A 26,429-nucleotide genomic window follows, 5' to 3' on the forward strand; every position below is an offset into this window, starting at 1 on the left:
CGAAAATCCGCAAGACGCAAAGCTCGGGGGCAGCCCGGCATCGGCGAAAAAAGGTACCACCATGAGCGACGCAACAATCCGCCTGACCACGGCGCAAGCCATCATTCGCTATCTGAACAACCAGTTCATCGAGATCGACGGGCAGGAAATGCGTGTCTGCGGTGGCGGCTTCGGCATCTTCGGGCATGGCAACGTGACCTGCCTGGGTGAGGCGCTGAACGCCGTTCAGGACACGCTGCCGCTCTATCGGGGCCAGAACGAGCAGAGCATGGGCTTTGCGGCCGCCGCCTATGCCAAGCAATGGTTGCGCCAACGGTTCATGTTCTGCACTGCCAGCGCCGGCCCCGGCACGCTGAACCTGGTGACCAGCGCGGCGCTGGCTCATGCCAACCGCCTGCCGATGCTGATGCTCTGCGGTGACGGGTTCATCACCCGGCTGCCCGATCCGGTGTTGCAGCAGATGGAGAATTTCAACGACCCGACCTTTGGCGCCAACGACGCCTTCCGTTCGGTAACGCGGTACTGGGACCGGATCACCCATCCGGCGCAGGTGCTGCATTCACTGCCCAACGCGCTGGCAACGCTGCTGGACCCGGCGGATTGCGGCCCGGCCTTTCTGGGCCTGCCGCAGGACGTGCAGGGCTGGACTTATGACTATCCGGAGGTGTTCTTCGAAAAGAAGGTGCACCGCATTCGCCGTACTGCCCCGGACATGGCCGAGATTGCCGATGCGGCGGCCCTGCTGCGGACAGCCAAACGCCCGATGATCATCGCGGGCGGCGGCGTGCAATATTCGCGCACGGTCAAGGAGTTGAGGGCGTTTGCTGAAGTACACCAGATCCCGGTGGTCGAGACCATCGCGGGCCGCGCCAACATGGTGGCCACGCATCCGCTGAATATCGGGCCTATCGGTGTCACCGGCTCGGACAGCGCCAATGCCATTGCCGAACAAGCGGACGTCATTCTGGCGGTCGGTACCCGGCTACAGGACTTTACCACCGGGTCATGGACGGCGTTCGCGAAGGGCGCCCGTTTTATCTCGATCAACGCAGGCCGGTACGATGCGGGCAAGCACCGGTCACTGCCGGTGGTGGGCGATGCGAAATTGTCCCTGTTGGCATTGGGAGAGGCTGCCGCCGGGTATAAGGCCCCCGTCGAGTGGGTCGATACCGCCAAGGCGCATCGCGCCGAGTGGGATGCCTATGTGGCGAAGAATGTCGAGCATGGCAACCGCCCGAACTCCTACGCGCAGGCCATTGGCGTGGTGAACGCACTTTGCGAGCCGCGTGACCGGATTGTTGCTGCGGCAGGCGGGCTGCCCGCCGAAGTCACTGCCAACTGGCGCACTCTGGATATCGGTACGGTGGACGTGGAGTTCGGGTTCTCGTGCATGGGTTACGAGATCGCTGGCGGCTGGGGTGCCCGGATTGCGCAATCCGAGCGGGAACCGGATCAGGATACTATCGTGTTCACTGGCGACGGCTCGTATCTGTTGATGAACTCCGACATATACTCCTCTGTTCTGACAGGGAAAAAGCTGATCGTTCTCGTGCTGGATAATGGCGGTTTTGCAGTGATCAACAAGCTGCAGAACAACACCGGCAATGACAGTTTCAACAACCTGATCAAGGACTGCCCAACTGTCAGCTCGCCCTTTGCAGTGGATTTCGAAAGTCACGCACGGGCTATGGGGGCCGAGGCCGAAACCGTCGCCAATCCGGCGGAACTGGGAGAGGCATTCAATCGCGCCAAGGCCAGCGACAAGACCTATGTCATCTGCATGCAGGTCGATCCCTATGAAGGCTGGACCGATCAGGGCCACGCCTGGTGGGAGGTCGGCACACCACACGTCACCGACAACAACTCGGTCCGCACAGCGCACGAGGATTGGGAAGCGGGCCGCGCAAAGCAACGCAGGGGTGTGTGATGGCCGATCTGAACCGGATCATCGGCAACAGCTTTGTCATCCTCGGGCGGGCGGGGATGGACCTCTATGCCAATCCGCCTGGGGCGAAGGTCGAAAAGGCGCAGGGCTTCTACTCCTGCCTCGGTGGGTCGTCTGCGAATATCGGCGTGGCGATCGCAAAACATGGCGGGCAGGCGGTCCTGGTCACCTGTGTGTCGGACGACGCCATTGGCCGGTTCGCGCTGAACGAGCTGGATAAATACGGCATCGATCGGTCCTATGTGCGCGCCGTGGGTGGCGAGTGCCGCAACTCGCTGGCGGTGGTGGAAACCCGGCTGGAGGACACGCAATCGGTAATCTACCGCAACGGAGCCGCCGATTTCGAGATGAGCATGGCTGATGTCGAGGCGGTGGATTACTCCGCCTACAGCGCCCTGATCACCACCGGCACTGTGCTGGCCGCAGAACCTTCACGCTCCGCCGCGTTCCGGGCGTTCGAACTGGCCAAGGCCGCCGGCTTGCCGCTGATCTTCGACGTGGATTACCGCCCCTATAGCTGGCCCTCTGCCGAGGTTGCCTCTGACACCTATTCCCGCGCGGCGGAGCTGTGCGACATCATCATCGGCAATGACGTGGAGTTCGGCTTCATGGCCGGGGCTTACGATCAGGGTTTGGGCAAGGCCCGGGCGCTTGCGCAGACCGGCAGCCGGATCATCGTCTACAAGATGGGTGAAAAGGGTGCGATCACGATCAGCGGCGGGCAGGAGTTCCGCACCGGCATCTACGCGGTCGATGCGCTGAAGCCTACCGGTGCGGGCGACAGTTTCATGGGCGGTTTCATCGCCGCATTGGCCGCCGGTCACGATCTGGAACAGGCCGTTCTGCGTGGGTCGGCCTGCGCCTCGATCGTGGTGTCCCGGGTCGGCTGCGCTCCGGCCATGCCGACACCCGACGAACTCGATGACTTCCTTGCCACACATCCCGGACCCACGCAGGTTTGAAAAGGAGACATGCAATGCATATCGCGCCATATGACAACAAGAACGCTCCGATCGTTGATGCAGACGACGCGCGGGTGCCGCTGAACTATTTCAATATCGTTAAGCTGAAGAAGGGCGAGGCATTCGAATATCAGGTGCCGGGCTATGAGACCTGCATCGTGCCCGCCACCGGCACCGTCCGGGTCGAGGTTGAGGGCGTGACATTCGACCACCTCGGCAATCGCGGTGTGGATGTGTGGGATGGCGAGCCCGAGGGGGTTTATATCCCCGTGGGGGCCAAGGTGATCATTTCATGCGTCTCTGACGAAACCGAGACATTCGTGGCAGGGGCGAAATACGATCAGGTGCTGGAGCCTTTCGACGTGCGCAGCGACGGGATTGATCTGGTGCAATACGGCTCGGACGACACCAAGACGCACCGCAAGATTAAGCACATTCTGGGGCAGAAACAGCATGACAAGGTGGGCCGCCTGTTGGTGAGCGAGCTGTTCACCGTGGGGCGGGGCGGCTGGTCTGGTTTCCCCAGCCACAAGCACGACACCAACCGTCTTCCGGACGAAACCCGCCATGACGAGACCTACAACTTCCGCTTCCGCCCCAATCATGGCAGCGGCCTGCAGATGCTGCAGCGCGAGGATGGCCAGCCGGGCGATGCCTATCATATCGTCGACGGTTCGACGATCTGTATCGACAACGGCTATCATCCCTGTGCAGTTCTGCCGGGATACGAGATGTATTATTTCACCATTCTCGGCGGGCTCACCCAGCGCTCTTTGGTGCAGTATTTTCAGCCTAGCCATGCCTATCAGATCGAGACGATCCCGGGCATCAAAGACATGATCGCCAAGTTCAAATGACACTCGCAACGCTTCGCGAGGTGCTGCAGCCCGCATTGCGTGATGGTTATGCGGTGGCGGGGTTCGTGACCCTCGGGTGGGAGGATATGCGCGCCTATGTGGCCGCGGCCGAGGCCGAGAAGGTGCCGGTAATCCTGCAGGCCGGCCCGTCATGCCGCGCGCATACACCGCTGCCGGTGCTGGGCGCGATGTTCACCTGGCTGGCCGAACAGGCCAGCGTTCCGGTTGTGGCCCATCTGGATCATGGCCACTCGATCGACGAATGTCGTGAGGCGCTGGACTGCGGCTTTACTTCGGTCATGTTCGATGGCTCGCGCCTTCCGCTGAACCAGAACATTGAGGAAACCGCAACGGTTGCGGAACTGGCGCACAGCGCGGGGATGTCCTGCGAGGGCGAGATTGGGTTCGTCGGTTATGCCGATGGTGAAAGCTCAGACGGAACCGATCCGCAGGAAGCAGGGCAGTTCGCACGGCAAACCCGGGTGGATGCGATGGCGGTGTCCGTTGGTAACGTTCACCTGCAACAACAAAAATCGGATGGCCTCGATCTCGACCGCATTCGCGCGATTGAAGCTGCAACTGAAGTCCCATTGGTGATCCATGGAGGGTCCGGCGTGCCGCTCTCTGAACGTCGGACGCTGTCAAAGACGACAAACATCTGCAAGTTCAATATTGGTACCGACATGAGGATGGTGTTTGGGGACGCCTTGCGTGCAGCAGTAAAGGCGGACCCGGACCAATTTGACCGTCTGCAAATCTTGAAAGAGACCCATGACCCAATGGTGGCCGCCGCGCGTGAAGCCTTGCGATCTTTGCGATCCGGGTAACACCTAGTGGCCGATGTGGGCGGAATAGATGCCGAATGCCCCGACCAGAATCAGGCTGAGCGCCCAGACGATATCCAGATTGAACCAGGTCTTCGACAGGAACCTGAGCCCCAGCCAAAGATAGATGATCACTGCCAACACACCGCCGGCGAAGGTCATGGCCAGCGTGTGTGCTCCGGCCACGGTCAGCGCGGTCAGGATGTTTTGTCCCATCAGTTGCTGCGCTGCCTGATGTCCCGCATCAGCGACGTCAGTACCGCACAGGCCTAGGTAGATCGGCACCAGCATCAGGCCTGCCCCATGCGCCATCGCAGCCAGAAACGACCACAGCGCCAGCCGTGACGGGGGAACGCGGGCGAGAAATCTGGGGTGTTTGCGGTTGATCAGCAGATAGATCCCCATCGACACGACCAGAAGGCCGGCACCGATGCGTATCTCGGACTGCCAGTCTAACAGAAGCGTCATCATCGAAAACGGCAACAGGATTGCGGTCATCGCCACCAGATGACCGATGGCCAGCGCCGCCAGAGCCTTTGCCATCGCACCCCGCCGGGCCTCCATCAGACCGGCGGAAACCGCGAGGGGCCAGCCCATGCCCGGATTGACCCCATGATAGACACCCGAAATGAGGACGGCCCACCAAAGGGCCGCCGTCGAAGTTAGCTCAGCGTCCATTCAGACGTTGGGGTAGCAGAAACTGTCGGTCGAGCAGTCTCCGCCTTCAAGCCGGATCTGATGGCCGCGATAGCCCGCAGGGAAATCGATGTAGAAATCGGGGTCCAACTCAAGGCCTCCGTTATCGCCAACCCGCGCCATGACCATCTGCCCACCCTCATCATCGGGATAGAACTGATCGTCCCAAGTGGAGTAGAGCGAGTTGGTCCAATACACGCGTTTGCCGTCGCGGCTAACCTCGACCATCTGCGGGCCATAGGCGAAATCCTTGCCGTTGGGGTGTTTGGTGTCCTTCACGATGCCGCCGATCTCGACCTTGCCCACCAGCTTGGGCGCCATAGGGTCGGAGACATCATATTGATGCATTTCTCCGACGCCCCAGCAGGCGACATACAGAAACCGGTCGTCCAGGCTCAGGTCGATATCGGTCACAAGCGGCGGCACGGCGGAAAACCCTTTGAGCAATTCGGGCAGGTCGTCCGGGTCGGCGGGCTGCGGGTCGATGGTGATGGTTTTCTTGGCCTGCCATGTCCCGTCATCATCACGCCACCAGGTGAAGATCGCGCCCTGCAGGTTGGTGGTGTCCACGACCACGCCACAGAACCCATAGGATTTCTTGGGATCATGTGCGGGCCGGATTTCCAGCGCCATCTGATGGTTCTCACCCAGATCGATGGTCTGGATGTTCTTGCGGCGGCGCAGGTCCCAGAAGTGGATCGAGTGGCCATATTTGTTGCTCAGCAGATCTTCGGCCACCAGACCGCCCTCGAATTGCGGCGGCAGACCCCATTCCGAGCTGACCATGTAATCCTGCGGCAGGTTCCACCAGAAGTCGTAGTGCTTGTCCTGCGGTCCGCGATCCATCTCATACTGACCGATGATGTCGAAGGTCTCGCAATCCATGATGAAGATACCCGGCGGGCCGTCGGTACCATCCGCGCCGCCGCCGCCAAGGGTCGAGACATAGATGCCTTCGGGGCCGCAATGGATGGTGTGCGGGCGTGAATATCCGGTTTTGGCAAAGACCTCCTCGGGTTCGATGATCTTATGGATCTTGGCCTCGAGCGGTTCCTTGACGTCAATGATGTAAATCCGGGATGAGCGGATGCCGGGTACGATCAGATAACGGCGCTCAAGGAACGCGTGGCCGGTCAAGGGCGATAGGGCGGACGAACAGGCATTCCAGCCAAAATGATGAAACTCATCACCGGTATTGGGCATGATCACCTGATGCACGATCTGGCCGTAGCTGTCCGAGCTGGGATTGAGGTCGACCACGGCGATGCCGTCAGGTTGCGCGCCATCGGGGCTGAGCATGACCGTAAAGCCGTAATTCTCGACCGGCGCCTGCATGGCGAGCTGAGCGGTCGGGTGAAAGGTTGGGTCAGGTCTTAGGTTCATATGGTCCTCCCATTGGAATCCACGCCCGTCTGAGGCCTCTTGCCGAGCCAATCGGGGCGTTATCTGCTCATGTCCTCCTCATACTTCCGCGACATTGCACAACTGGATCGCACCACTGATCCTGTCGGCCAGAGCGGTCAGCTTCTTTCCGATCCCAGAGCGGTACTCCGCCCCGAACCGCCGGATGGGGCCAACTGCGCCCACGCTGAAGATCGCGCCGATGTTACCGATCGAGACCGGTGCGGCGACGCTGGCGATGCCAATGTCGATTTCCTGATCGCAATCTGCAAATCCACGTTTTGCGATCTCGGCGAACTCGGCGCGCAGTGCATCCGGTGTCGTTCTTGTGTGTTCCGTGTATTGCTTGAGACTGTCGTTCAGAATGCGCTCCTGAAACTCGGGCTCGGCAAAGGCGGCAATGGCCTTGGAGCACGAACAAGCATGCATCGGACGCACGCCCAGGCCCGGATGGATATAGGCGCGGCCTGGGTCTTCGGGTGTTTCGACATGGATGATCTCTACCTGAACCTCGCGAAATCGAGCCAGAAACACGGTTTCGTTGAATTGCAGGGCAGCTGCCTTGAGCAGCGGGGCGGACGCCTTACGCACGTCGACATCCGATTTACCTAGCAAAGCGATGCGGACAATGCGATCGCCGATCACCACTTTGCCGTCCTGTGCAGGCGAGTCCAGCAATCGCTGCTCCTGCAAGCTTTGAACCAAGCGATAGATCGTGGGCTTGGGCAGACCAACGCCCCGCTGAATTTCACTCGCCGAGACCGGGCGTCCGGCAACCGCGACGACTTCCAGAATTGAAATCAGGCGATCAAGATGCATGACAAAGATCATGCTCCACGTAATGAGACATATTCTTATATATTGAGATTTCGTGGCATCCAAAGCAACAAAAATCCCCCGCGCAAGCTGGATAGGCAAACCCACGCCACCCCGTTGCGGCTAGAGAGGCCCGTCCGGTTTCAGTCTCGATCGCCCTCCACTGTCGCAAAAGCGCAGCAATCCGGCGTGGGGACAGCGAGTCCGCGCCTCCAAAACCTGATGTTTGAGGGCACCTGCAAAGACATCACTAAGTCCAGCTTAAGGAGGAAACGCACGTGTCCGCCAACGAAGAAACCGTTGCCAAGCCCAGCCTGAGGATCGCCCTGCTGCCGATTGTCCTGACCCTGCTCGTATTGGGCATCCAGCTGTTTTATTTCGGAGATTTCACGCCGCACATTCCGCTTGCCATTGGCATCGCGATCACCGGTCTGGTTGGTCTGAGACTCGGACACCGATGGAACAATATCGAAGAGGGGGTATTCCACGTCATCAACATCTCACTGCCCTCGGTGTCGATCCTGATCACGGTTGGCATGATCGTCGGCATCTGGATCGCCAGCGGCACCGTGCCGACGCTGATCTATTATGGTCTCAAGATTCTGTCGCCAGAGATCTTTCTGGCTGCCGGAATGATCCTGTGCTCCATCGTGTCCGTGTCACTCGGCACCTCATGGGGCACGGTCGGCACCGTCGGTCTGGCCCTGATGGGTATCGGCGCGGGTTTTGGCATTCCCATGTACTGGACCGCCGGAGCCGTCGTGTCTGGTGCGTTCTTTGGTGACAAGATCTCGCCCCTGTCGGATACGACCAATCTGGCGCCTGCGGTGACCGGAACCAATCTGTTCGACCACATCCGCAACATGCTGCCTACGACCGTTCCGCCGATGCTGATCGCGCTGGCCATCTATTTCGTGGTTGGTTTCACGCTGATCGACACCTCGCAAGTTTCGTTCGAACGCATTGACGCGATCACCTCGGCACTGGCCGCCGAATTCTGGATTTCGCCCCTGATGCTGATCCCGGCCCTTCTGGTCATCGCTCTTGCGGTCAAGAAGCAGCCTCCGATCCCTTCGCTGTTTGCCGGGGCCGTCGTCGGCGGCATCATGGCCATGGTTTGTCAGGGCGCGGGCCTGCATGAAACGTTCATCTTTGCCAACAGCGGGTATTCCATCGATACCGGGGTTTCCGAGATCGACACGCTGTTGAACCGGGGTGGGATCCAGTCGATGATGTGGACGATCTCTCTGGTCCTGCTGGCCCTCGGGTTTGGTGGTGCGCTGGAACGGACCGGCTGTTTGCAGGCGATCATCGAGGTGATTATCTCGCGCGTGAAAACCTTTGCCGGCATCCAGACCTCGGCCATTTTGACGTCGGTGGCTACTAATACCGTTGCGGGCGACCCGTACCTTTCCATCGCGCTGCCCGATCGTATGTACGCGCCGGTTTACCGGGCCATCGGTTACTCGCCGCTGAACCTGTCACGCGCAATCGAAGAGGGCGGCACATTGGTCTCGCCCCTGATCCCGTGGAATGCGGGCGGCGCGTTCGTGATCAGCGCGCTGGCACTCGGTATAGGCGATGGGAGTTTCGAGAACCTGCTCTATATCCCGCTGGCATTTGCCTGCTGGATGTCTCCGGTGATCGGCGTTTTCTATGCCATGACCGGGCTGTTTTCGCCCAAGGCCAGCGATGAAGAGCGGCGGACGTGGGAAGAAAGCGAGGAACCGGTTGCAGAGCTTGGCGTCTGAACGGGCTCTGACGCCGGGGCGGGGCACGCCCCGGCGCATCCGAGTTCTAAAGCGTCTGCATCTTTGATAGGATATCGCCATGGAGCCCCGAAGCTTTGTTCCCAAAGGTGCGGCCAGTTTTCGCGTCGATTACGACGGACCCGCCAAGGACATCTACTTTCTTCTGTTGCCCAAGCTGACGATGCTCGCGTTCAGCTCAGCTGTCGAACCTTTGCGGATCGCAAATCAGGTCGCCAACAAGGAACTCTATCGCTGGTTCCTGATTACCGAGGATGGCCAACCGGTCCGCTGCTCGAACGGGATTGAGATCACGCCGGATTTCGAGCTCAGGAATCTGCCCAGATCCAGCAGGATCTTTGCCTGTGCGGGGATCGAGCCGTCCGACAGTGCCAACCCCAAGGTGCTGGCCTGGATCAGCCGTCAGCGAACGTTCGGGTGCCATTTCGGCGGGATTTGCACGGGTGCTTTCGCCCTGGCAAAGGCCGGGTTGCTGCGGGATCGGACGTTCACATTGCACTGGGAAAACCAGCCCTCTTTTTCCGAGTTCTTTCCGGGGCTTGAGCCGACCTCAAACCTTTACGAAATTGACAGGGATTTGATGACCTGTGGCGGAGGAAACGCGGCCATAGACATGATGCTGGACATGATCGAAACCGACCATGGCAATGATCTGGCCGTGATCGTGTCCGACATGTGCATTCACTTCCGCTCGAACAACCGCAAGGCGCCGCAGAAATCCGCGTATTCGGTGGCGCTGAGCAGCCGAAATCAGCATCTGATAAACGCCATGCAATACATGGAGGAAACCATCGAAGAGCTGGTGGATATCACCGAGATCGCGGAACACGCGCAGATTTCGCGCCGTCAACTTGAGCGGTTGTTCCAGCGCTATGTCGGCACATCGCCGGTTCAGTTCTATATCGAGCTGCGTGTTGCACGGGCGCATGCGCTGCTGAATGAGACGGATATGTCCGTCGCGGAAATCGCCGCTGCAACGGGGTTCAGCAGTGCGACGCGGCTGACCGTCCGGTTCAAGCAACGCTTTGGGCAATCACCGTCCGCCTTTCGTAAGAGTTGGGCGGACAAACCGGACGGCAACGCAAGCGAATGATCCAGTGTTGTCCAAGTACCGTGTCGTTTTAAGAAAGGTATGATTCCGGCCCCCTTATCTTATTGGCTTTATAGCGTTACGCTGCCGCAAATTTGCGTTCGTTAACTGGGGCCTGATATTGGATCTCTCAAAAAACACTGTCTGCGGCGGCATACATGGGTTTACCAGAGGTGGTTCAGACTGATGGCCCGAAAAGAGCTAAGCCTCAGGTGGCTTGAACTGTTCCAGATCTGCGCCGAAAAGGGTTCACTGCACGCAACGGCTGACGAAATGGGATTGTCGGTCAGCACAGTATCGCACCATTTGAGTAATCTCGAAGAGCATCTGGGCGTTGCACTTTTTGACCACGCGCGGCGGCCCATGGTGCTGACCCCGACAGGGCGGGTGTTTCTGCGTAATATTGACGACGCGCTCTTTGCCATTCGCAAGGCCAAGGCCGAGGCTTCGGCCGGAAACGTCGCGGACGCCAGTTATTTGCGCATCGGAACAATCGAGGATTTCGACGGTGACATCATGCCGGAACTGGCGGTGCATCTGTCTGAAACCATGCCAAAATGCGACTTTCTCTATCATACGGATGCCAGCCTCAGCATTCTGGAGATGCTGCGTAACCGTCAGCTGGATGTGGGCATTGCCAGCGGCCCCCTGGACCGACTGCACGATCTGGAAGACCGCCCCCTGCTGCGCGATCCGTTTGTGCTGATCATGCCCGAGAGCGTCGATCTGGATGTGCAAGAGGTCATGCGAGGCAAGACCGAACTGCCATTCTTGCGCTTTTCCGGCCAGTTGATGATCGCGCGCCAGATTGAATCGCAGCTGCGGCGGATGCGGATAAGGCTGCCCACCCGGTTCGAATGCGCCAATAATCTGACCCTGATGGCGATGGTGGCCGCTGGGGTAGGGTGGACCATCTCGACCCCGCTGCTCTATTCCCGTGCCAAACGCTTTCACTCGCAGCTCAGCATGCGGCGGTTTCCGGGCAAGAGTTTTGCGCGCACCCTGACGCTGGTGGCGACGCCCGATTGTTCCGGCTCAGTGCTGGATCTGGTCGATACCAAGCTGCGCGAACTGGTCACCGAGCACGCGGTGCGACCGTTTCACTCGGAGATTCCGTGGTTGAGGGATAGTTTTGGCCTGATCGACTGAATCCGGCTAGAGAATGTTGAACCGCTCTCGTATCCGGCGATCTTGATCCGCGCTCAGATAGGCTGGATGGTGCGTCCTCAAGATTTCCCGTGCCCGCTCGCGGGCCCGCGACCAGGCATCCGGCGCGCCGTTCTCGGCCCATGTACGCGGCTCATCCCGGTCGGCGAGGCTGGGATAGAAATAGTCCCGCTCCATTGCTGCATGTGTATGGGCGCCACCCAGAAAATGGCCCTCGCCCAGCACCGCCTCGCAGATGGCGTCATAGCCCAGATTGTCCTCGCTCACCTCGATGCCGCGCAGAGCGCGGTAAGTATGGGAATGCATCTCATCATCCAGCACGAACGCCTCGAAACTCGCCCCCAGCAGCGAGGCGGTCATGCCCGAGCTTTCATAGATCAGATTGCCGCCCGCCAGCGCCGCCGCCATCGAGGTCAGGCCCTTTTCCATCCCGTATTGCGCATCGATGGCCTTGGCGTCGGTCATCGAGCACGCCACCCCCGAGGGAAGTCCCAGCCAGTTCGACAGCTGCGCCGAGGCCGCGTTCAGCACCGCCGTCTCTCCGCTGCCGCCGGAAAACGCCCCGGTACGCAGGTCGATCACCAGTGGCCAGTTCGAGAACACCATCGGAAAGCCGGGCCGGATCGCGTGCACCATCACCAGACTGGCCAGCGTCTCGGCCAGCGATTGCGCCAGAAATCCCGCCAGCGTCGCCGGGGCGGTTGCGCCGGCCTGAGCCGCCGTGATGCAGGACACCGGAATGTTGTGGTGTATGCATTCATAGACCACGTCCACCGCGTCCTCACCATATCGCATGGGCGAGATCACCGGGCTGATATGGGCCTTGACGAAGGGGCGTTTCGCAAATTCACCGGGGCCGCCTGCCGCGATGTCGAACATTTCGACAATGGGCGCCACATGTTCGGCCAGCGTGAACGCAGTTGCCGTCGGTTTGGTGGTGTTTCTCAGCAGCGCATAGGCCGTGTTCACATCCAGATCGAGGGGGTCGGCCACGTCGGTCGCGACACAGCAGCGGGTGAACCAGCTGACATTGGCCAGCGTGTCCTGCAATCGGGTGAAATCGTGCAGATCGGCCAAGGTCGAAGGGCGGTAGAGGCCGGTCTCCATGTCGAGTGTCTGCACGGCGGCCCCACCGGTTCCGAAATAGACCTTGTTGCCGCCAACCTCGATCGAACGACTCTCATCGCGCCCATGCAGCACGAACCGCTTCGCGGCCTTGTCGATGGCATCCTCGACCAGTGCGCGGGAAAACAGCAGGCGCCCCGCGCCATTGTCCCGTGCCCCGGCCCGCAGCAGATCGTGCTGCAAGCGGGCGGGTACCTCGCCCATGCCCAGATGCTCCAGCAGCCGCAGGGCGGTGTCGTAGATCTGTCTCAGGTGGGGCTCGCTGAGAGGGCGATACGCACCACCGATCTGCCCGGGCGGGCAGGGGTCAAAGACAGGCTTTGCCGCGCGCTGTGCGTGACGTTCGCGGCGACCGCTCCGTTTTCCCTGCTGCGTGCGCAAATCGGCCATCCTTGGGTTCTCCACAGCTTCCTTTTCGCGAGCCTAAGGGAGTTCGAACGAATAGTGGTAAACCGAAGGTGAGTTTCTGAAAATCTGCAACTTTTCTTTCAAATATCTCGAAAATGGATGGCACCCGGTTGATCTGTCGGAACATGTTCCGACTGTATCGGTCAGAAACGTTCCGGAGGCGCTTTCATGAAATCCCGTACCCGTGCCGTCGTCATCGGCGGCGGCATTGCCGGATGCTCGACGCTCTACCACCTGACGCAAGAGGGGTGGGTCGATGTCGTTCTGGTCGAACGTAACGAACTGACCAGTGGCACCACCTGGCACTCGGCGGCGCAGGTGACGAATTTCGGCATGAACCAGACGATGGTGGGGCTGAAGACGCATTCGATCAACCTGTACAAGGAGCTGGCCGAGGACTCGGATTATCCGATCAACTACCACCACGGCGACGGGGGTATTCGCCTTGCGAACACAGAGGCGCAGATGCAGGGCTACCGCCATTTCGCCTCGATGGCGCGCGGGATGGATGTACATTTTGAGGTGATCGACGCTGAGGAATGCGCGCGCCGCCACCCGCTGATCTCGACCGACAACCTTCTGGGCGGGCTGTGGGACCCGCTGGATGGCGATATCGACCCGGCGCAGCTGTGTCAGGCTCTGGCCCGTCGCGCCCGCAAGGCCGGGGCTGAGGTGTATCGCAACACATCGGTGGTCGGGCTGACCCAGCACAAGGACGACACTTGGACGGTGCATACCGAGCATGGCGATATCGATTGCGACGTAGTGGTTAATGCCTGTGGTTACCGGGTGAACGAGGTGGGGGCGATGATGGGCGTGCATCATCCCGTCGCCTCGATGGAGCATCAGTATTTCCTGACCGAAGAGATCCCGGCCATCAAAGAGGCAGGCCACCGGATGCCGCTGATCCGCTGCGCGATCAGCGACTACTATTGCCGTCAGGAGAAAAACGGCCTGCTGGTCGGGTTCTATGAGCAGAACTGCAAGACATGGGGCATGGACGGGATCGACCCGAACTTCGTCAATGCGCTGTGCCCGGACGACCTTGAACGGATCACGGATGTGCTGGAAGGCGCTTTTGCCCGCATGCCCGCGCTGACCGAGGTGGGGATTCACACTGTGGTCAATGGCCCGATCACCTACACCATCGACGGCGCGCCTCTCGTGGGGCCGATTCCGGGCAAGCGTAACGCTTACTGCATCATCGGTCTGCGCGCGGGACTGGGCGAGGGCGGTGGCCATGGCTGGCTGCTGGCGCAGCAGATCGTGCATGGCGAGGCGTGTTACGACACCTGGGTATTGGACCCACGCCGGTTCGCTGGCCACGCCAATGTGGAACTGACCGCGCTGAAAGCCATCGAAGACTACCAGAACGAATTCCGCTTTCACTTTCCCCACGAGCACCGTCCGGCTGGGCGGCCTGCCAAGACCACACCGCTGACCCCGGCTCTGGCCGCCGAAGGGGCCGAGTTCACGGTGGTCAACGGGTGGGAGCGTGTGGACTACATCAAGCCATCCCCCGACTTCCATCCCGCGCTCAGCTTTGATTTCGATGATGCCTTCGACGTGGTCGCCGCCGAGGTGAAGAACATTCAGGAAAATGTAGGCCTGTGCGAAGTCAACGGGTTCAACCGGTTCGAGATCACGGGGGTGGATCGCCACAGCTTCCTTGACCGGATGTTCTGCGGTCACGTGACCAAACGCGAGGGGCGCGTCGGTCTGGGCTACCTGCTGAACCATCACGGCATGGTCAAGAGTGAGGCAACCATCGCCAACCTGCCCGCCTCGGACCGGGGTCCTGAGCGGGTCTGGTACGGGTCGGCGGCGGCCAGCGAATATCACGACATGGACTGGCTGACCCAGCATCTGCGCGATGGCGAGGATGTGCAGATCCGCAGCATGACCAATGATCAGACCATTCTCGTGCTGGCGGGACCAATGGCGCGCCGCGTGCTCTCGGCCTGCGCGCGGGGCGACTGGTCGCGCGAGGCCTTCCCCTGGCTCAGCGTCCGCGAGTGTTTCATCGGCTTCGCTCCGGCCACGGTGATGGGCGTGAGCTTCTCCGGTGAACTGGCCTATGAAATCCATGTGCCCAACGCCTCGCTCTACGCGGCCTACCTGGCGCTGCGCGAGGCGAGTGAGGCGCATGGATTGCAACTCTTCGGCGCCCGCGCGGTCGAGTCCATGCGGATGGAGAAAGGGTTTCTGCATTGGAAGGCTGACCTGACTACCGAGTTCGACCCGTTCGAGACCGGGCTGGGCCGGTTTGTCCGCATGGAGAAGGGCGATTTCATCGGCAAAGCCGCGCTGGAACGTTGGATGGCCGATGGACCGCGGCGCAAGCTGGTCACGCTCAAGGTCGATTGTACCCACGCCCCGGCCCACGCGGGGGCGTCCCTGATGCAGGACGGGAAGGTGATCGGCATCGTTACGTCGGGCGAGTGGGGGCACCGCACGGGGATGAACCTGGCCTATGCCTTCGTGGACTTGGAACATTCCGCCGAGGGCTGCACGTCGAAGCTGGACCTCTGCGGCGATCTGATTCATGCAACGGTCATTCCCTTCTGCCCCTACGATCCGGATCATACGCGTATCCGGTCATGACAGACGAGACCGGCGACAAGAGCGAGAGATGACATGGCGGTCACATATCTGAAACAGGCCGAGCCGCGTCCGACTACCGAAAGCGCCGATATCCGCGATACGGTGGCGATCATGCTGACAGCCATCGAGCGCGATGGCGAGAAGGCCGTCCGGCGCTATGCCGAAACGCTGGACAAGTGGACTGGCCCGATTGTTCTGTCCGATGAGGAAAGACAGGCCGCCTGCGCCTGCGTTCCCGGGCAATTCAAGGACGACATCCGCTTTGCCCACGACAACATCCGCCGCTTTGCCGAGGCGCAAAAGGCCACGATGGCTGAATGCGAGATAGAGCTGATGCCTGGGCTGGTGGCCGGTCAGAAACAGATCCCTGTGACCAGTGCCGGATGCTATGTGCCCGGCGGGCGCTACAGCCATGTGGCCAGCGCACTGATGACGATCACCACTGCGAAAGTTGCCGGGGTATCTCACATCACCGCCGTTTCGCCGCCCAGACCTGAAAAGGGCATTCCCGACGCTATCGTCTATGCGATGGACCTGTGCGGCGCCGATCTGATCCTGAACCTCGGCGGGGTGCAGGGCATCGCTGCCATGGCCCAAGGCCTGTTCGGCGCCTATCCGGCGGACATTCTCGTGGGCCCAGGCAACAGCTATGTGGCCGAGGCCAAGCGGATGCTGTTCGGTAAGGTCGGTATCGACATGTTCGCGGGTCCCACGGATTCCCTGGTGATCGCCGATCACACGGCGGATCCCGAAACCGTGGCCTGGGATCTGATCGGTCAGGCCGAGCATGGTGTGGACAGCCCGGTCTGGCTTGTCACCACCGATCGCGCGCTGGCCGAGCGGGTGCTGGCGCGGGCGCCTGAGCTTTGTCGCGCTTTGCCCGAACCAAACGCCTCGGTCGCACAGACCTCGTGGCGGGAGCGGGCCGAGGTCATCCTGTGCGACGGCCGGGGCGAGGTGGTGGAAGTTGTCAATCGCTATGCCCCGGAACATCTGCAGGTACAGGCCGAGGATCTTGACTGGTGGCTGGCGAACCTGACCACCTATGGCTCTCTGTTTCTGGGCGAAGAGACGACCGTGTCCTTTGGTGACAAGACCTCAGGACCGAACCACGTGCTGCCGACCAGCCGGGCGGCACGTTACACGGGCGGGCTGTCAGTGCACAAATTCACCAAGACCGTCACCTGGCAGCGATGCACGCGCGAAGCCTCACACGAGTTGGCGCTACGGACCGCAAGGATCAGCCGGGTGGAAGGGATGGAGGGGCACGCCCGCTCTGCCGAGATGCGATTGGACCGCACTGTCAGGGCCGCAGGTGAATAAAATCATCCCAACCGCGACGCAACGCGGTTGGGATGGTGTCAGAAATGGATCAACTCCGGCCTTTCCACGGCACCAGAACGCGTTCGGCCCACCGCATCAGGATGTCGATGCCAAAGCCGATGACGCCGATCAGGATGATCCCCATGATCACGATATCGGTGTTCTGGAACCTCGACGCCACCATGATCATCATGCCCGCGCCTTTCTCAGCCGCCACAAGCTCGGCAGCCACCACCGTGCCCCAGCAGACGCCCATGGCCACGCGTGCACCGGTGAATATCTCGGGCAGGCTGTTGGGGATGATGACATGCCGCATCAGCTGCCATTTTGAAGCGCCCAGCGAGTAGGCCGCGTGCACCTTCGAGATATTCACGCCGGACACCCCTGATCGTGCGGCAATGGCCATGATCCAGAGCGCTGCGAGGAACAGCAGGATGATCTTGCCGCCTTCGCCGATCCCGGCCCAGATGATCACCAGCGGGATCAGCGCGAGCGGCGGGACAGGGCGCATGAACTCGACAATCGGGTCAAACCAGCCACGGAACCAGTTGGACAGACCCATGGCATAGCCGAGCGGAATGCCGACCAACGACCCAAGAACAAAACCGGCGATCACCCGGAAGAGGGAGAACCCCAGATGTTCCCACAGTGTGTAATTGCGGAAGCCATCGGTGATGATCTCGGCCAGGCGGCTTCCTACGTTTTCCGGTGCCGGTAGCCAGATCGGTTCCATCTGCCAGCCTTTGTCCGGCTCGATGTTGAGCGTACCGCGCTGCGACATCGCGACCCGCGCGAAATCGGTTTGTACGACGCCACCAGGCTCGATGGACTCGCCGTTCACCGCGACGATCCGGGCCCCTTCGCCGCGACCAATCTCGTCGTTTTTGTCCAGCCGTGCCAGTTGACTGCGATAGGCGGCAATCGCCACGCTGTCATCCTTGGCAAAGCCGTCGCCGGGCGCCACCTCGGGTGCATCCGCCGGTGCGTCCGCAGGATGCACCACAACGGTGACCGTCGCGTCGTCGCGCTCACCATCCGACGTTTCTACCGTATAGGTAAAAGTCCCCTCGCCGACAAACGGGCCGGGCGCGTGCAGAAAGCCGGGCAAAAGCGCCGATCCGGTGAACGCCCCCCACAGTACGAAGATGGCAACGATCGAGATGATCGAGGCCTTGCGGTCGGACACCACCGCGCTCTCGTCCCCGAACGTCACGGTCTTGAGAGAGGTGAAATCGTGGCGCTGCGTTCCGGCGGTGACCAGCTTTACCGCGAAAAAGGCGGCGATGAAAATGGCAACGTAGATCAGTATCGGGATCATTGTGCTGCCTCCGTGCGCCCCATGATTTCCTCTTCCATATCCCAGATCATGCCCAAGATTTCTTCGCGATTGGTGGCAAATTCGGGGTGTTTCTTAACGTCGCGCAAATCCTGCCCAACGCCCATATCCGCAAAGGGTAGACGGTATTCCTTATGAATCCGGCCCGGTCGCGGCGCCATGACCAGCAGCCGTTCACCCAGCAGCAGCGCCTCTTCCACCGAGTGGGTGATCAGGATGATGGTCTTGCCGGTCTCCTTCCAGAGCTTCAGCACCAGCGACTGCATCTTCTCGCGCGTGAGCGCGTCGAGCGCCCCCAAGGGTTCGTCCATGAGAATGACATCGGGATCATTGGCAAGACAACGCGCCAGCGCCACCCGCTGCTGCATGCCGCCCGACAATTCATAGATTGCCTTCTCCTTAAAGTCCTGCAGGCCCACGATATCAAGCAGGTGATCGACCTCGGCGCCGTATTGCGCTTCGCGCTGGCCTTTCATGCGAGGGCCGAAACTGACGTTTTCCCGCACGCTCATCCATTCGAACAGCGCGCCCCGTTGAAACACCATGCCGCGCTCGGCGTCCGGGCCTGAGACCGTGTGACCATTCATCACGATCTGCCCTTCGGTCGGGGCAAGGAACCCGGCCACGATGTTCAACAGCGTGGTCTTGCCGCAGCCCGACGGCCCCAGCACGCTCATCAACTCACCTTCCTTGAGGTGTAGCGAAACGTCCTTGAGCGCTTGCACCGACGTGCCGTTCGGCAAGTCGAAACGCATGGAGATTTTTTCGATTGATAATCCTGTCATGTCCCTCTTTCTGCATGAGGGGCGTCATCCACCATCGGGATGCGCACGCGCATTTTATTGAGTGTGGTGGGCAGGCCTGACCGAAATCGGGTCTGCCCGATCAGATTAGCTGCCGCCAGCGATCTGCATCGGCTCGACATTGACCGAGTTTTCATAGCTGCCCAAAGCGGCGTCGATGCTGCCCGCCGAAACGAAGACATCCGCCACACCTTTCATGAAGGTCTGTACGTTGCCACCCAGCCACTTCTCGGACAGTTGCTCGCCTATGCTCGGGAAACCCATCGTGCCGATGGCGCCGCGTGCGGCTTCCAGATCCATGCCCGATTCCTTGGCGATCACACCCAGCATCTCATCGCCGCCAGCGCCCGAGTTCCAGCGCTCGTTAGCTGCGGCTGTCACGCTAAGGAACTTGGCGACGAGATCGGGGTTTTCCGACACGAACGCTTCGGGTGACGAGGTAACGTCAAAGACCAGAATGCCCAGTTCTTCCTTTTCGGCACCGGTCAACAGCACGTTGCCATGCTCTTTCATCCGGCTCAGGCCGCCGCCATAGCCGCAGGCGAAATCAACCGCGCCCTGGGACAGTGCCGCTGCACCCTCGGGAGGGGCCATGTCGACCACTTCTAGGCTTGCAAGGTCGACGCCGAAGTGATCCATCTGCCGCAGAAAGCCATAATGCGCCGCGGTGCCCAGCGGTACCGCCACTTTCTTGCCGGCCAACTCGCTCGCGGTTTCTTTGTCGATTTCCAGATCCGACCGCACAACGCAGTTGTCGTTCTCGGAATAGGTCACGGCCACATCGACCACCTGAATTGCCTGCCCGGCAGAGGCCGCGACAACGAAGGGCGGAATGCCCTGGCTGACTGCGATCTGCACGTCGCCCGAGGCCATGGCAGCACTCATCGCGGTGCCGGTCTCGAAACTCACCCAGTTCACCTTGAGCCCCAGTGCCTCGTCATAGGCGCCATTGGCCTTGGATTCCAGCATGGGCAGGGGCCATTCCAGGAAATAGGCGACGGTGATTTCATCCAGATCCTGGGCCAGCGCGGCATGGCTGGACAGGGCCAGCACACTGGTGGCCGCAATGGTTGCGAGAACTTTTTTCATGATTTCCTCCGGTTGGATTCGTTTGTTCTTATGAGCTACCCGTTCGGGTTGCGGTTTTGTTGGTGCGCGCCAGAACGCGCCTTTGGTCGTCAGGGACAGCTTCGATCTATCGCTTTACAGAACTAGTGTTCTGAAATAGGAGAGTATTAAGCAGCTTTGCTTTGCGTCAACAGTTTTCTCGGTATGACCAGGCCGACTCAGCTCGTCCCATTACTTTGATTGCGAGTTTCGGGTGACCCGGTTTGCATTGCAAGAACAAGAGGAAAGGCACACATGGGTCGGTCCAGCGAGAGTTCGATTGTGACGAAATGCGCGTTGGTCATGGATGTTCTGACGCATTCGCGACAACCGCTGGCCTTCTCGGAAATCGTTGCGCAGACAGGGTTCGTCAAAAGCTCGTGCCATCGGATTCTTGCAGTCCTGCAGAGCGAAGGGATGGTGGACTACGAAAAGGAAAGCCGCAGGTACCGCACCGGCCCCCGGTTCTTTGAGTGGGCGCGTGCGGCCTGGCACCGGACCGATTTGCAGCAGGCAGCAGCCGATCCGATGATACGGCTGAGCGATGAGACCGGCATGAACGTGGTTCTGTCGGTGCTTGACGGCAGCACCGTTCTGTATCTGCGGACGTCCGACTATGTTTCCATCCGTTTCGCGGCCCGCGCCGGGGATCACGCGCCACTCTACTGCACCGCCGCAGGTAAGGTTTTTTTGGCACATATGAGCAGAGCGCAAAGGGACGCGGTGCTGTCCTCGGTTCGATTTGAGAAATTCACCGAGTTCACCAAGACCTCACAGGAAGAGCTTGAGGAGCAATTCCCGGAGATTCTGGAAGGGGGATATGCCGCCGCGATCGAAGAGGAAATATCGGGCGTCGTCGGGATCGCGTCTCCGATCTGGAACGAGCAGAACAAGGTTGCTGCGTGCCTGTCAGTCTGGGCGTTGGCCGAGCGCGCGGGCAAGGACAAGGTGCTGGCGATGGTCCCTCGCTTGCAGGACGCCACACGCCATATTTCGACGTTGATCGGAGGCGCGGTGCCAAGTGAATCCGGGTTGACGATGTGACACGGTGTCCTGCATGATAATAGAGCAGTTCTGCAATGCGAGACTGTCATGGACATTTCTGACAAAGCCGCCCCTGACTGGCCCGGGTCCCTGTGGGCAGAAGCCGTTGAAAACACGGATGTAAACGCGCCACTTGATCGGGATCTTCAGACCGACGTGGCGATCATAGGGGCTGGTTTCACCGGCCTTCGCGCAGCCTTGCACCTAGCCGAGGCCGGCACGTCCGTCGCGGTTATCGATACCGGCGATGTCGGCTGGGGTGCGTCTGGCCGGAACGGTGGTCAGGTCAATCCGATGCTGCCGTTCAATTCGCCGGCAAAACTGCACCAGTTGCTGGGTGCAACATATTTCGAGCGATTGACCGACGCCTCACTGAATTCGGCAGACGAGTTGTTTTCCCTGATCGACACCTATCAGATCGAGTGCCAGGCCCGGCAAAACGGATGGCTGCGAGCGCTGCACAACGAACGCGCTCTGCGCAAGGCAGAGGCGGATGTGAAGGAATGGAACAGCTTTGGTGCCGGGATGACCGTTGCGCGCGGCGAAGACGTGCATCGCGTTTCCGGCACCAAGTCCTACGAATACGGGGTGATCACGCCGCGTGGCGGAGCGGTGCATCCATTGATGCTGGCGCAGGGCCTGGCCAAGGCGGCAGCGCAACGAGGGGCAAGGATCTTTGGCCGAACCACGGCACACTCCTTGGAGCGGGTGGACAATCAGTGGCAGGTGCAGACGGACCGGGGCTCGATCAGGTCAGGGAACGTGATCGTGGCGACCAACGGATACTCAGGACCGCTTGTGCCCAAGCTGGACCGCAGCATCATCCCGCTGACCCCGATCCAGATGGCAACCGCTCCACTGCCCGATGATTTGATCGACAGTATACTGCCGGATGGTCACACAATCTCGGACAGCCGCCGGGTGATCATGTATGCCCGGCGCGAGCCGGATAATCGCATTGTGTATGGCGGGCTGGGCAAGCGCCTTGGAAATGGTGAATTGGGCGGGTTCGATTGGCTGAGGCGAGACGCTGAGCGGGTGTTTCCGCAACTCAAGGGTGCAGCCTGGACCCACCGTTGGGGCGGGCAGATCGCCATTACCGACGATCATTTGCCACACCTTCACGAACCGCAAAAAGGTCTGGTCATCGGCCTTGGGTACAACGGCCGTGGCGTGGCCATGTCCAATGTGATGGGACGAGTGTTGGCCGAACGGGTGCTGGGTGCGGCACGGGACACGCTGCCGTTCCCAACTGCGCCGATCAAGGCAATCCCCTACCGCTCTTTCAAGCTGATGGGCCTAGGGTCGGCAGTCTGGTTCATGCGTCTTCTGGATGCGATTGAAACCAGATCATGAGCTGGTACGCCTGAAAACTCCCTGTTCCCCAGACTGGACCAACCCAAGTCTGGGGTGGAAGGGTCCTCCATTTTGGACCCATTCAGATTCTTACTTCATGCCAAACGTTCGCGCAGAATGCCTCGCAGATCGAATGCGGCGCGCATCAGGTCGCGGGTGTATTCCTGTTGTGGCGCGTCGAACACCTGACCTGTGGCGCCCTCTTCGACCACCACACCCTCTTTCATCACCATCACGTAATCCGACAGCGCCCGCACGACGGCCAGATCGTGGCTGATGAACAGGTAGGACAGCGAATGTTCGGTCTGAAGACGCCGCAACAGCTCGATCACCTGTTTCTGCACCGAACGGTCGAGCGCCGAGGTCGGCTCATCCAGCACGATCACCTTGGGCCGCAGCACCACCGCGCGGGCGATGGCGATGCGCTGGCGCTGGCCGCCCGAGAACTCGTGCGGGAACCGGTTGCGCATGGACCGGTCGAGCCCCACATCCTGCAACGCTTGTGCCGCGCGCTCGGCATATTCCTTGCGCGACAGGCCCGGTTCGTGCACCTGTAGCCCCTCGGCGATGATCTCGCTAACAGTCATGCGCGGCGAGAGTGAACCATAGGGGTCCTGAAACACCATCTGCAGCCCATCCCGGTAGGGCCGCATCCCGGCGCGGTCCAGTCCGGCGATGTTCTGGCCCAGATAGACCACCCGACCCTCGGACGGCAGCAATTGCAACAACGCCCGGCCCAGCGTGGATTTGCCCGAACCGCTTTCACCGACGATGCCGATGGTCTGCTCGCGCCGCAGCGCCACATCGATGCCGTTGACGGCGGTGAATTGCGTGTCCTTGCGCAGGAACCCGGCGGGCTGGCCGAAGGTGACCTTGACGCCATAACCTTCCAGCATCACCTCGGCATTGCTAGCCGGTGCAGGTTTTTCGCCCGAAGGTTCGGCGTCGAGCAGCATCCGGGTGTAGTCGGTTGCCGGAGTGTCGAAGATCTTGGCGGTTTTGCCCTCTTCCTCCAGCTTGCCCTGCCGCATCACGTAAACGCGGTCGGCAAAGGCCTCGACGATGCCCAGATCGTGGGTGATGAACAGGATCGACATGCCCAGCCGCTTTTGCAGATCGGCGAGCAGGTGCAGGATCTCGGCCTGAATGGTCACGTCCAGCGCCGTGGTCGGCTCGTCCGCGATCAGCAGATCGGGGTCGTTGGCCAGCGCCATCGCGATCATCACACGCTGACGCTGCCCGCCCGACAGCTCATACGGGTAGGATTTCATCCGCCTTTCCGGCTCGGGAATCTTGACCAGTTTCAGCAGTTCCAGCACCCGCGCCTTTGCCTCGGCCCTCGACTTGCCGCCATGCACGATCAGCGGCTCTGAGAGCTGATCCTCGATGGTGTAGAGCGGATCGAGCGACGTCATCGGCTCCTGAAAGATCATGGTGATCTTGGCGCCACGGATCTTGTTGAGCTTCTTGACCGGCAGATTCAGGATTTCCTCGCCACGATAGCGGACTGACCCGGTCGCTTGCCCGTTCGAGGCCAGCAAGCCCATCGCCGACATCATGATCTGGCTCTTGCCCGAGCCGCTTTCGCCCACGACGGCCACGGTCTCGCCGCGATCCACATGGATCGAGACGCCTTTGACCGCCTCGATCGCCCCGTCGGGGGTATCGAAGGTGACGTGGATATCGTCGATCTCAAGTACGCGTTCGCTGGTCATGTCACTCTCCATCTCAGCGGTCCTTGGGGTCGAGCGCATCGCGCAGACCATCGCCCAGGAAGTTCAGGGCAAACAGCAAAACGGTCATCGTGGCCGCCGGGTAGAACAGCATGAACGGCGCGTTCCGCATGTTCTTGGCACCTTCCGAAATCAGCACGCCCAGCGAGGTCAGCGGTTCCTGCACGCCAAGGCCCAGGAAGCTGAGGAAGCTTTCCAACAGGATCACGCGCGGGATCAGCAGCGTCATGTAGATGATCACGATACCAGCGGTGTTGGGGATGATGTGGCGGCGCACGATGGCGCGGCCCGAGACCCCCATCGCCTCGGCGGCTTGCACGAATTCGCGGCGCCTCAGGCTGAGCGTCTGGCCGCGCACGATGCGCGCCATGTCCAGCCATTCCACCGCGCCCACGGCAAGGAACATCAGCACCAGATTGCGGCCAAAGAACACCATCAGCAGGATCACGAAGAACACAAAGGGCAGGGAGTACATCACATCGACGAACCGCATCATCACGTTGTCAACGCGGCCCCCGACGAACCCGGCAGTGGCGCCATAAAGCACACCGATGACCAAGGCGACCGCCGTGGCCAGAGCACCGATCAGCAGCGATATCCTGAGCGAGATCAGGATGCGCGAGAACAGGTCGCGCCCGTTCGCATCCGTGCCCATCAGGAAATAGAGCTGCTGGACCGAGGCCTCCATCACGCCTTTCTTGGGATCGTTGGCGTCAATGGTCATCTCGGCGTTTGAGAACACATCCGAACGTTCAAGATAGCGCGAGATGCGCGGGTCCAGATCGCGGCGCTCGCTTGAGACCGGGATGCGGACCTTGCCGCCCTCGACCTCGATCTCACCCAGATCGACCCGGGCACGTCTCAACGCCGATTCCGCTGCCGGAATGATCTGCGCTTCCTGCGGATAGGGGCTGAGCGAGGGTTTGACCTTGACGAATTCAGGATAAACCTCGGAATAGGAATGCGGCGCCACCAAAGGGCCGATTGCACCCGCAATCGCCATCACGATCAGTACCACGATCGAAGCCATCGCGGCCTTGTTGCGCCTGAGCCGCAGCATGGCGGTGGCCCAGAGCGAGCGGCTTTCCCCGGAAACCGGGGCGGTATCTACGGAGATATCAGTCATAGCGCACCCTCGGGTCGAGAACGGCGTAGAGTAGATCGACGATCAGATTGAAGATCACCACGAACAGGGCGACGATCACCACAGTGCCCATCACCAGCGTATAGTCGCGGTTGAGCGCGCCGATCACGAAATAGCGGCCGATGCCGGGCAGGTTGAACACCTGCTCAACCACGATCGAGCCGGTCAGCAGCGCTGCGGCTGCAGGGCCTAGGTAGCTGACCGCAGGCAGGATCGCGGCGCGCAGCGCGTGTTTGACCACCACCATGCGGTTTGGCAGGCCATAGGCGCGGGCAGTGCGCACATGGTCGGACCTGAGCGCCTCGATCATCGAGCCGCGGATCAACCGGGTGACCACCGCGACCTGCGGCAGGGCCAGCGCGATCACCGGCAGGATCATCTGGTTCCATTGGCCCCAGCCTTGCGCGGGCAGCCAACTGAGCATCACCGCAAAGACCAGCGACAGCACCGGCGCGACCACGAAGTTCGGAACCGTGATGCCGAATGTGGCAATCGCGATCACGCCGAAATCGGTCCGGGTGTTCTGGCGCAGTGCCGCCAACGATCCCAGCGCAGCGCCAATAACCAGCGCCAGAAACAGCGCGGTCGCGCCCAATTGCATCGAGATCGGCAGGCCTTCGGCTAGGATTTCATGCACCCGTTTGTCCCGGTAGATGAAGGACGGGCCCATATCGCCCTGAAACAGGTTGCCAAGATAGATCGCGTATTGCTGCCAGAGCGGCTTATCGAGGCCGAAAGTGGCATTGAGGTTCGCCATTACCGTCGCCTCAAGCGTGCGTTCCTGATCGAACGGGCCGCCGGGGGCGACGCGCATCATGAAGAACGCAGCGGTGACGATGATAAACAGCGTGGGAATGGCGGACAGAAGCCGCCGCAGTGCGTAGCTGAGCATCGGATTGGCCGAGGGGTCAGAGGAAAG

General features: G+C 60.8%; 21 protein-coding genes. 11 read left to right on the forward strand and 10 right to left on the reverse strand.

What is annotated here, in order from left to right:
• The first annotated feature begins 61 nt into the window (after positions 1 to 61).
• The 4 genes from iolD to AB3N21_RS05670 are packed head-to-tail and all read left to right on the forward strand — an operon-like array spanning position 62 to position 4,591.
• The gene (gene iolD, locus AB3N21_RS05655; protein ID WP_367934292.1) at positions 62 to 1,927 is read left to right on the forward strand and encodes a 3D-(3,5/4)-trihydroxycyclohexane-1,2-dione acylhydrolase (decyclizing); all 1,866 of its coding nucleotides are present in this window, start codon (positions 62 to 64) and stop codon (positions 1,925 to 1,927) included.
• Complete coding sequence (gene iolC, locus AB3N21_RS05660) at positions 1,927 to 2,907, forward strand: 5-dehydro-2-deoxygluconokinase (protein ID WP_367934293.1); 981 nt, start codon at positions 1,927 to 1,929, stop codon at positions 2,905 to 2,907. The genes iolD and iolC overlap by 1 nt, the downstream gene beginning before the upstream one ends.
• A 14-nt stretch (positions 2,908 to 2,921) precedes the next feature.
• Positions 2,922 to 3,764 carry a 5-deoxy-glucuronate isomerase gene (locus AB3N21_RS05665; protein WP_367934294.1) on the forward strand — a complete coding sequence of 281 codons (843 nt, stop codon included), beginning with the start codon at positions 2,922 to 2,924 and terminating at the stop codon, positions 3,762 to 3,764.
• On the forward strand, positions 3,761 to 4,591 hold the full coding sequence (locus tag AB3N21_RS05670; protein ID WP_367934295.1) for a class II fructose-bisphosphate aldolase: 831 nt from the start codon (positions 3,761 to 3,763) through the stop codon (positions 4,589 to 4,591). The genes AB3N21_RS05665 and AB3N21_RS05670 overlap by 4 nt, the downstream gene beginning before the upstream one ends.
• 3 nt (positions 4,592 to 4,594) lie before the next feature.
• Here the strand turns inward: AB3N21_RS05670 and AB3N21_RS05675 are convergent, their stop codons facing one another.
• The 3 genes from AB3N21_RS05675 to AB3N21_RS05685 all read right to left on the reverse strand — a co-directional run bounded on the left by AB3N21_RS05675 (position 4,595) and on the right by AB3N21_RS05685 (position 7,516).
• Positions 4,595 to 5,266, reverse strand: coding sequence for a hypothetical protein (locus tag AB3N21_RS05675; protein WP_367934296.1), 672 nt, complete (start codon positions 5,264 to 5,266; stop codon positions 4,595 to 4,597).
• Positions 5,267 to 6,667 carry a selenium-binding protein SBP56-related protein gene (locus AB3N21_RS05680; RefSeq protein ID WP_367934297.1) on the reverse strand — a complete coding sequence of 467 codons (1,401 nt, stop codon included), beginning with the start codon at positions 6,665 to 6,667 and terminating at the stop codon, positions 5,267 to 5,269.
• Positions 6,668 to 6,745: 78 nt separating this feature from the next.
• The gene (locus AB3N21_RS05685; protein ID WP_367934298.1) at positions 6,746 to 7,516 is read right to left on the reverse strand and encodes an IclR family transcriptional regulator; all 771 of its coding nucleotides are present in this window, start codon (positions 7,514 to 7,516) and stop codon (positions 6,746 to 6,748) included.
• A 263-nt stretch (positions 7,517 to 7,779) separates the two neighbouring features.
• On the opposite strand from AB3N21_RS05685, the gene nhaC reads away from it, so the two are divergent.
• From nhaC to AB3N21_RS05700, 3 genes are all read left to right on the forward strand, one after another.
• Positions 7,780 to 9,252, forward strand: coding sequence for a Na+/H+ antiporter NhaC (gene nhaC, locus AB3N21_RS05690; RefSeq protein ID WP_367934299.1), 1,473 nt, complete (start codon positions 7,780 to 7,782; stop codon positions 9,250 to 9,252).
• 79 nt (positions 9,253 to 9,331) lie between these two features.
• Complete coding sequence (locus AB3N21_RS05695) at positions 9,332 to 10,363, forward strand: GlxA family transcriptional regulator (protein ID WP_367934300.1); 1,032 nt, start codon at positions 9,332 to 9,334, stop codon at positions 10,361 to 10,363.
• Between the two features lie 183 nt (positions 10,364 to 10,546).
• Positions 10,547 to 11,509: a LysR family transcriptional regulator gene (locus AB3N21_RS05700; protein WP_367934301.1), complete on the forward strand. Its 963-nt coding sequence runs from the start codon at positions 10,547 to 10,549 to the stop codon at positions 11,507 to 11,509.
• A 6-nt stretch (positions 11,510 to 11,515) separates the two neighbouring features.
• Here AB3N21_RS05700 and AB3N21_RS05705 read toward each other — a convergent pair whose 3' ends face one another.
• Positions 11,516 to 13,042: a trimethylamine methyltransferase family protein gene (locus AB3N21_RS05705; RefSeq protein ID WP_367934302.1), complete on the reverse strand. Its 1,527-nt coding sequence runs from the start codon at positions 13,040 to 13,042 to the stop codon at positions 11,516 to 11,518.
• Positions 13,043 to 13,228: 186 nt separating this feature from the next.
• Between AB3N21_RS05705 and AB3N21_RS05710 the strand changes: the two genes are divergently transcribed.
• Both AB3N21_RS05710 and hisD read left to right on the forward strand, forming a co-directional pair.
• Complete coding sequence (locus AB3N21_RS05710) at positions 13,229 to 15,664, forward strand: FAD-dependent oxidoreductase (protein WP_367934303.1); 2,436 nt, start codon at positions 13,229 to 13,231, stop codon at positions 15,662 to 15,664.
• 33 nt (positions 15,665 to 15,697) lie between these two features.
• Positions 15,698 to 16,987 (forward strand): histidinol dehydrogenase, encoded by a 1,290-nt coding sequence (hisD, locus tag AB3N21_RS05715; RefSeq protein ID WP_367934304.1) that lies wholly within the window; start codon positions 15,698 to 15,700, stop codon positions 16,985 to 16,987.
• A gap of 49 nt (positions 16,988 to 17,036) precedes the next feature.
• Here the strand turns inward: hisD and AB3N21_RS05720 are convergent, their stop codons facing one another.
• From AB3N21_RS05720 to AB3N21_RS05730, 3 genes are all read right to left on the reverse strand, one after another.
• Entirely contained in the window at positions 17,037 to 18,305 is a 1,269-nt protein-coding gene (locus AB3N21_RS05720; protein ID WP_367934305.1) for an ABC transporter permease subunit, read from the reverse strand.
• Positions 18,302 to 19,108 carry a taurine ABC transporter ATP-binding protein gene (locus AB3N21_RS05725; protein ID WP_171173299.1) on the reverse strand — a complete coding sequence of 269 codons (807 nt, stop codon included), beginning with the start codon at positions 19,106 to 19,108 and terminating at the stop codon, positions 18,302 to 18,304. Before AB3N21_RS05725 ends, AB3N21_RS05720 begins: the two co-directional genes overlap by 4 nt.
• Positions 19,109 to 19,213: 105 nt before the next feature.
• A complete protein-coding gene (locus AB3N21_RS05730; RefSeq protein WP_171173300.1) occupies positions 19,214 to 20,215 on the reverse strand; it encodes an ABC transporter substrate-binding protein in 1,002 nt (333 codons plus the stop codon).
• A 273-nt stretch (positions 20,216 to 20,488) separates the two neighbouring features.
• Between AB3N21_RS05730 and AB3N21_RS05735 the strand changes: the two genes are divergently transcribed.
• Both AB3N21_RS05735 and AB3N21_RS05740 read left to right on the forward strand, forming a co-directional pair.
• Positions 20,489 to 21,277 (forward strand): IclR family transcriptional regulator, encoded by a 789-nt coding sequence (locus tag AB3N21_RS05735; protein WP_367934306.1) that lies wholly within the window; start codon positions 20,489 to 20,491, stop codon positions 21,275 to 21,277.
• Positions 21,278 to 21,325: 48 nt separating this feature from the next.
• Positions 21,326 to 22,633 carry an NAD(P)/FAD-dependent oxidoreductase gene (locus AB3N21_RS05740; protein ID WP_367934307.1) on the forward strand — a complete coding sequence of 436 codons (1,308 nt, stop codon included), beginning with the start codon at positions 21,326 to 21,328 and terminating at the stop codon, positions 22,631 to 22,633.
• 95 nt (positions 22,634 to 22,728) lie between these two features.
• On the opposite strand, the gene AB3N21_RS05745 is transcribed toward AB3N21_RS05740, so the two are convergent.
• The 3 genes from AB3N21_RS05745 to oppB are packed head-to-tail and all read right to left on the reverse strand — an operon-like array spanning position 22,729 to position 26,402.
• Positions 22,729 to 24,348 (reverse strand): ABC transporter ATP-binding protein, encoded by a 1,620-nt coding sequence (locus AB3N21_RS05745; protein ID WP_367934308.1) that lies wholly within the window; start codon positions 24,346 to 24,348, stop codon positions 22,729 to 22,731.
• Positions 24,349 to 24,361: 13 nt separating this feature from the next.
• On the reverse strand, positions 24,362 to 25,492 hold the full coding sequence (locus AB3N21_RS05750; protein ID WP_367934309.1) for an ABC transporter permease: 1,131 nt from the start codon (positions 25,490 to 25,492) through the stop codon (positions 24,362 to 24,364).
• A complete protein-coding gene (oppB, locus tag AB3N21_RS05755) occupies positions 25,485 to 26,402 on the reverse strand; it encodes an oligopeptide ABC transporter permease OppB (RefSeq protein WP_171173305.1) in 918 nt (305 codons plus the stop codon). Before oppB ends, AB3N21_RS05750 begins: the two co-directional genes overlap by 8 nt.
• Positions 26,403 to 26,429 lie beyond the last annotated feature (27 nt).

The sequence above is a fragment of the Ruegeria sp. genome, assembly GCF_040830605.1.
In the GTDB taxonomy this organism is placed as follows: Bacteria; Pseudomonadota; Alphaproteobacteria; order Rhodobacterales; family Rhodobacteraceae; genus Ruegeria.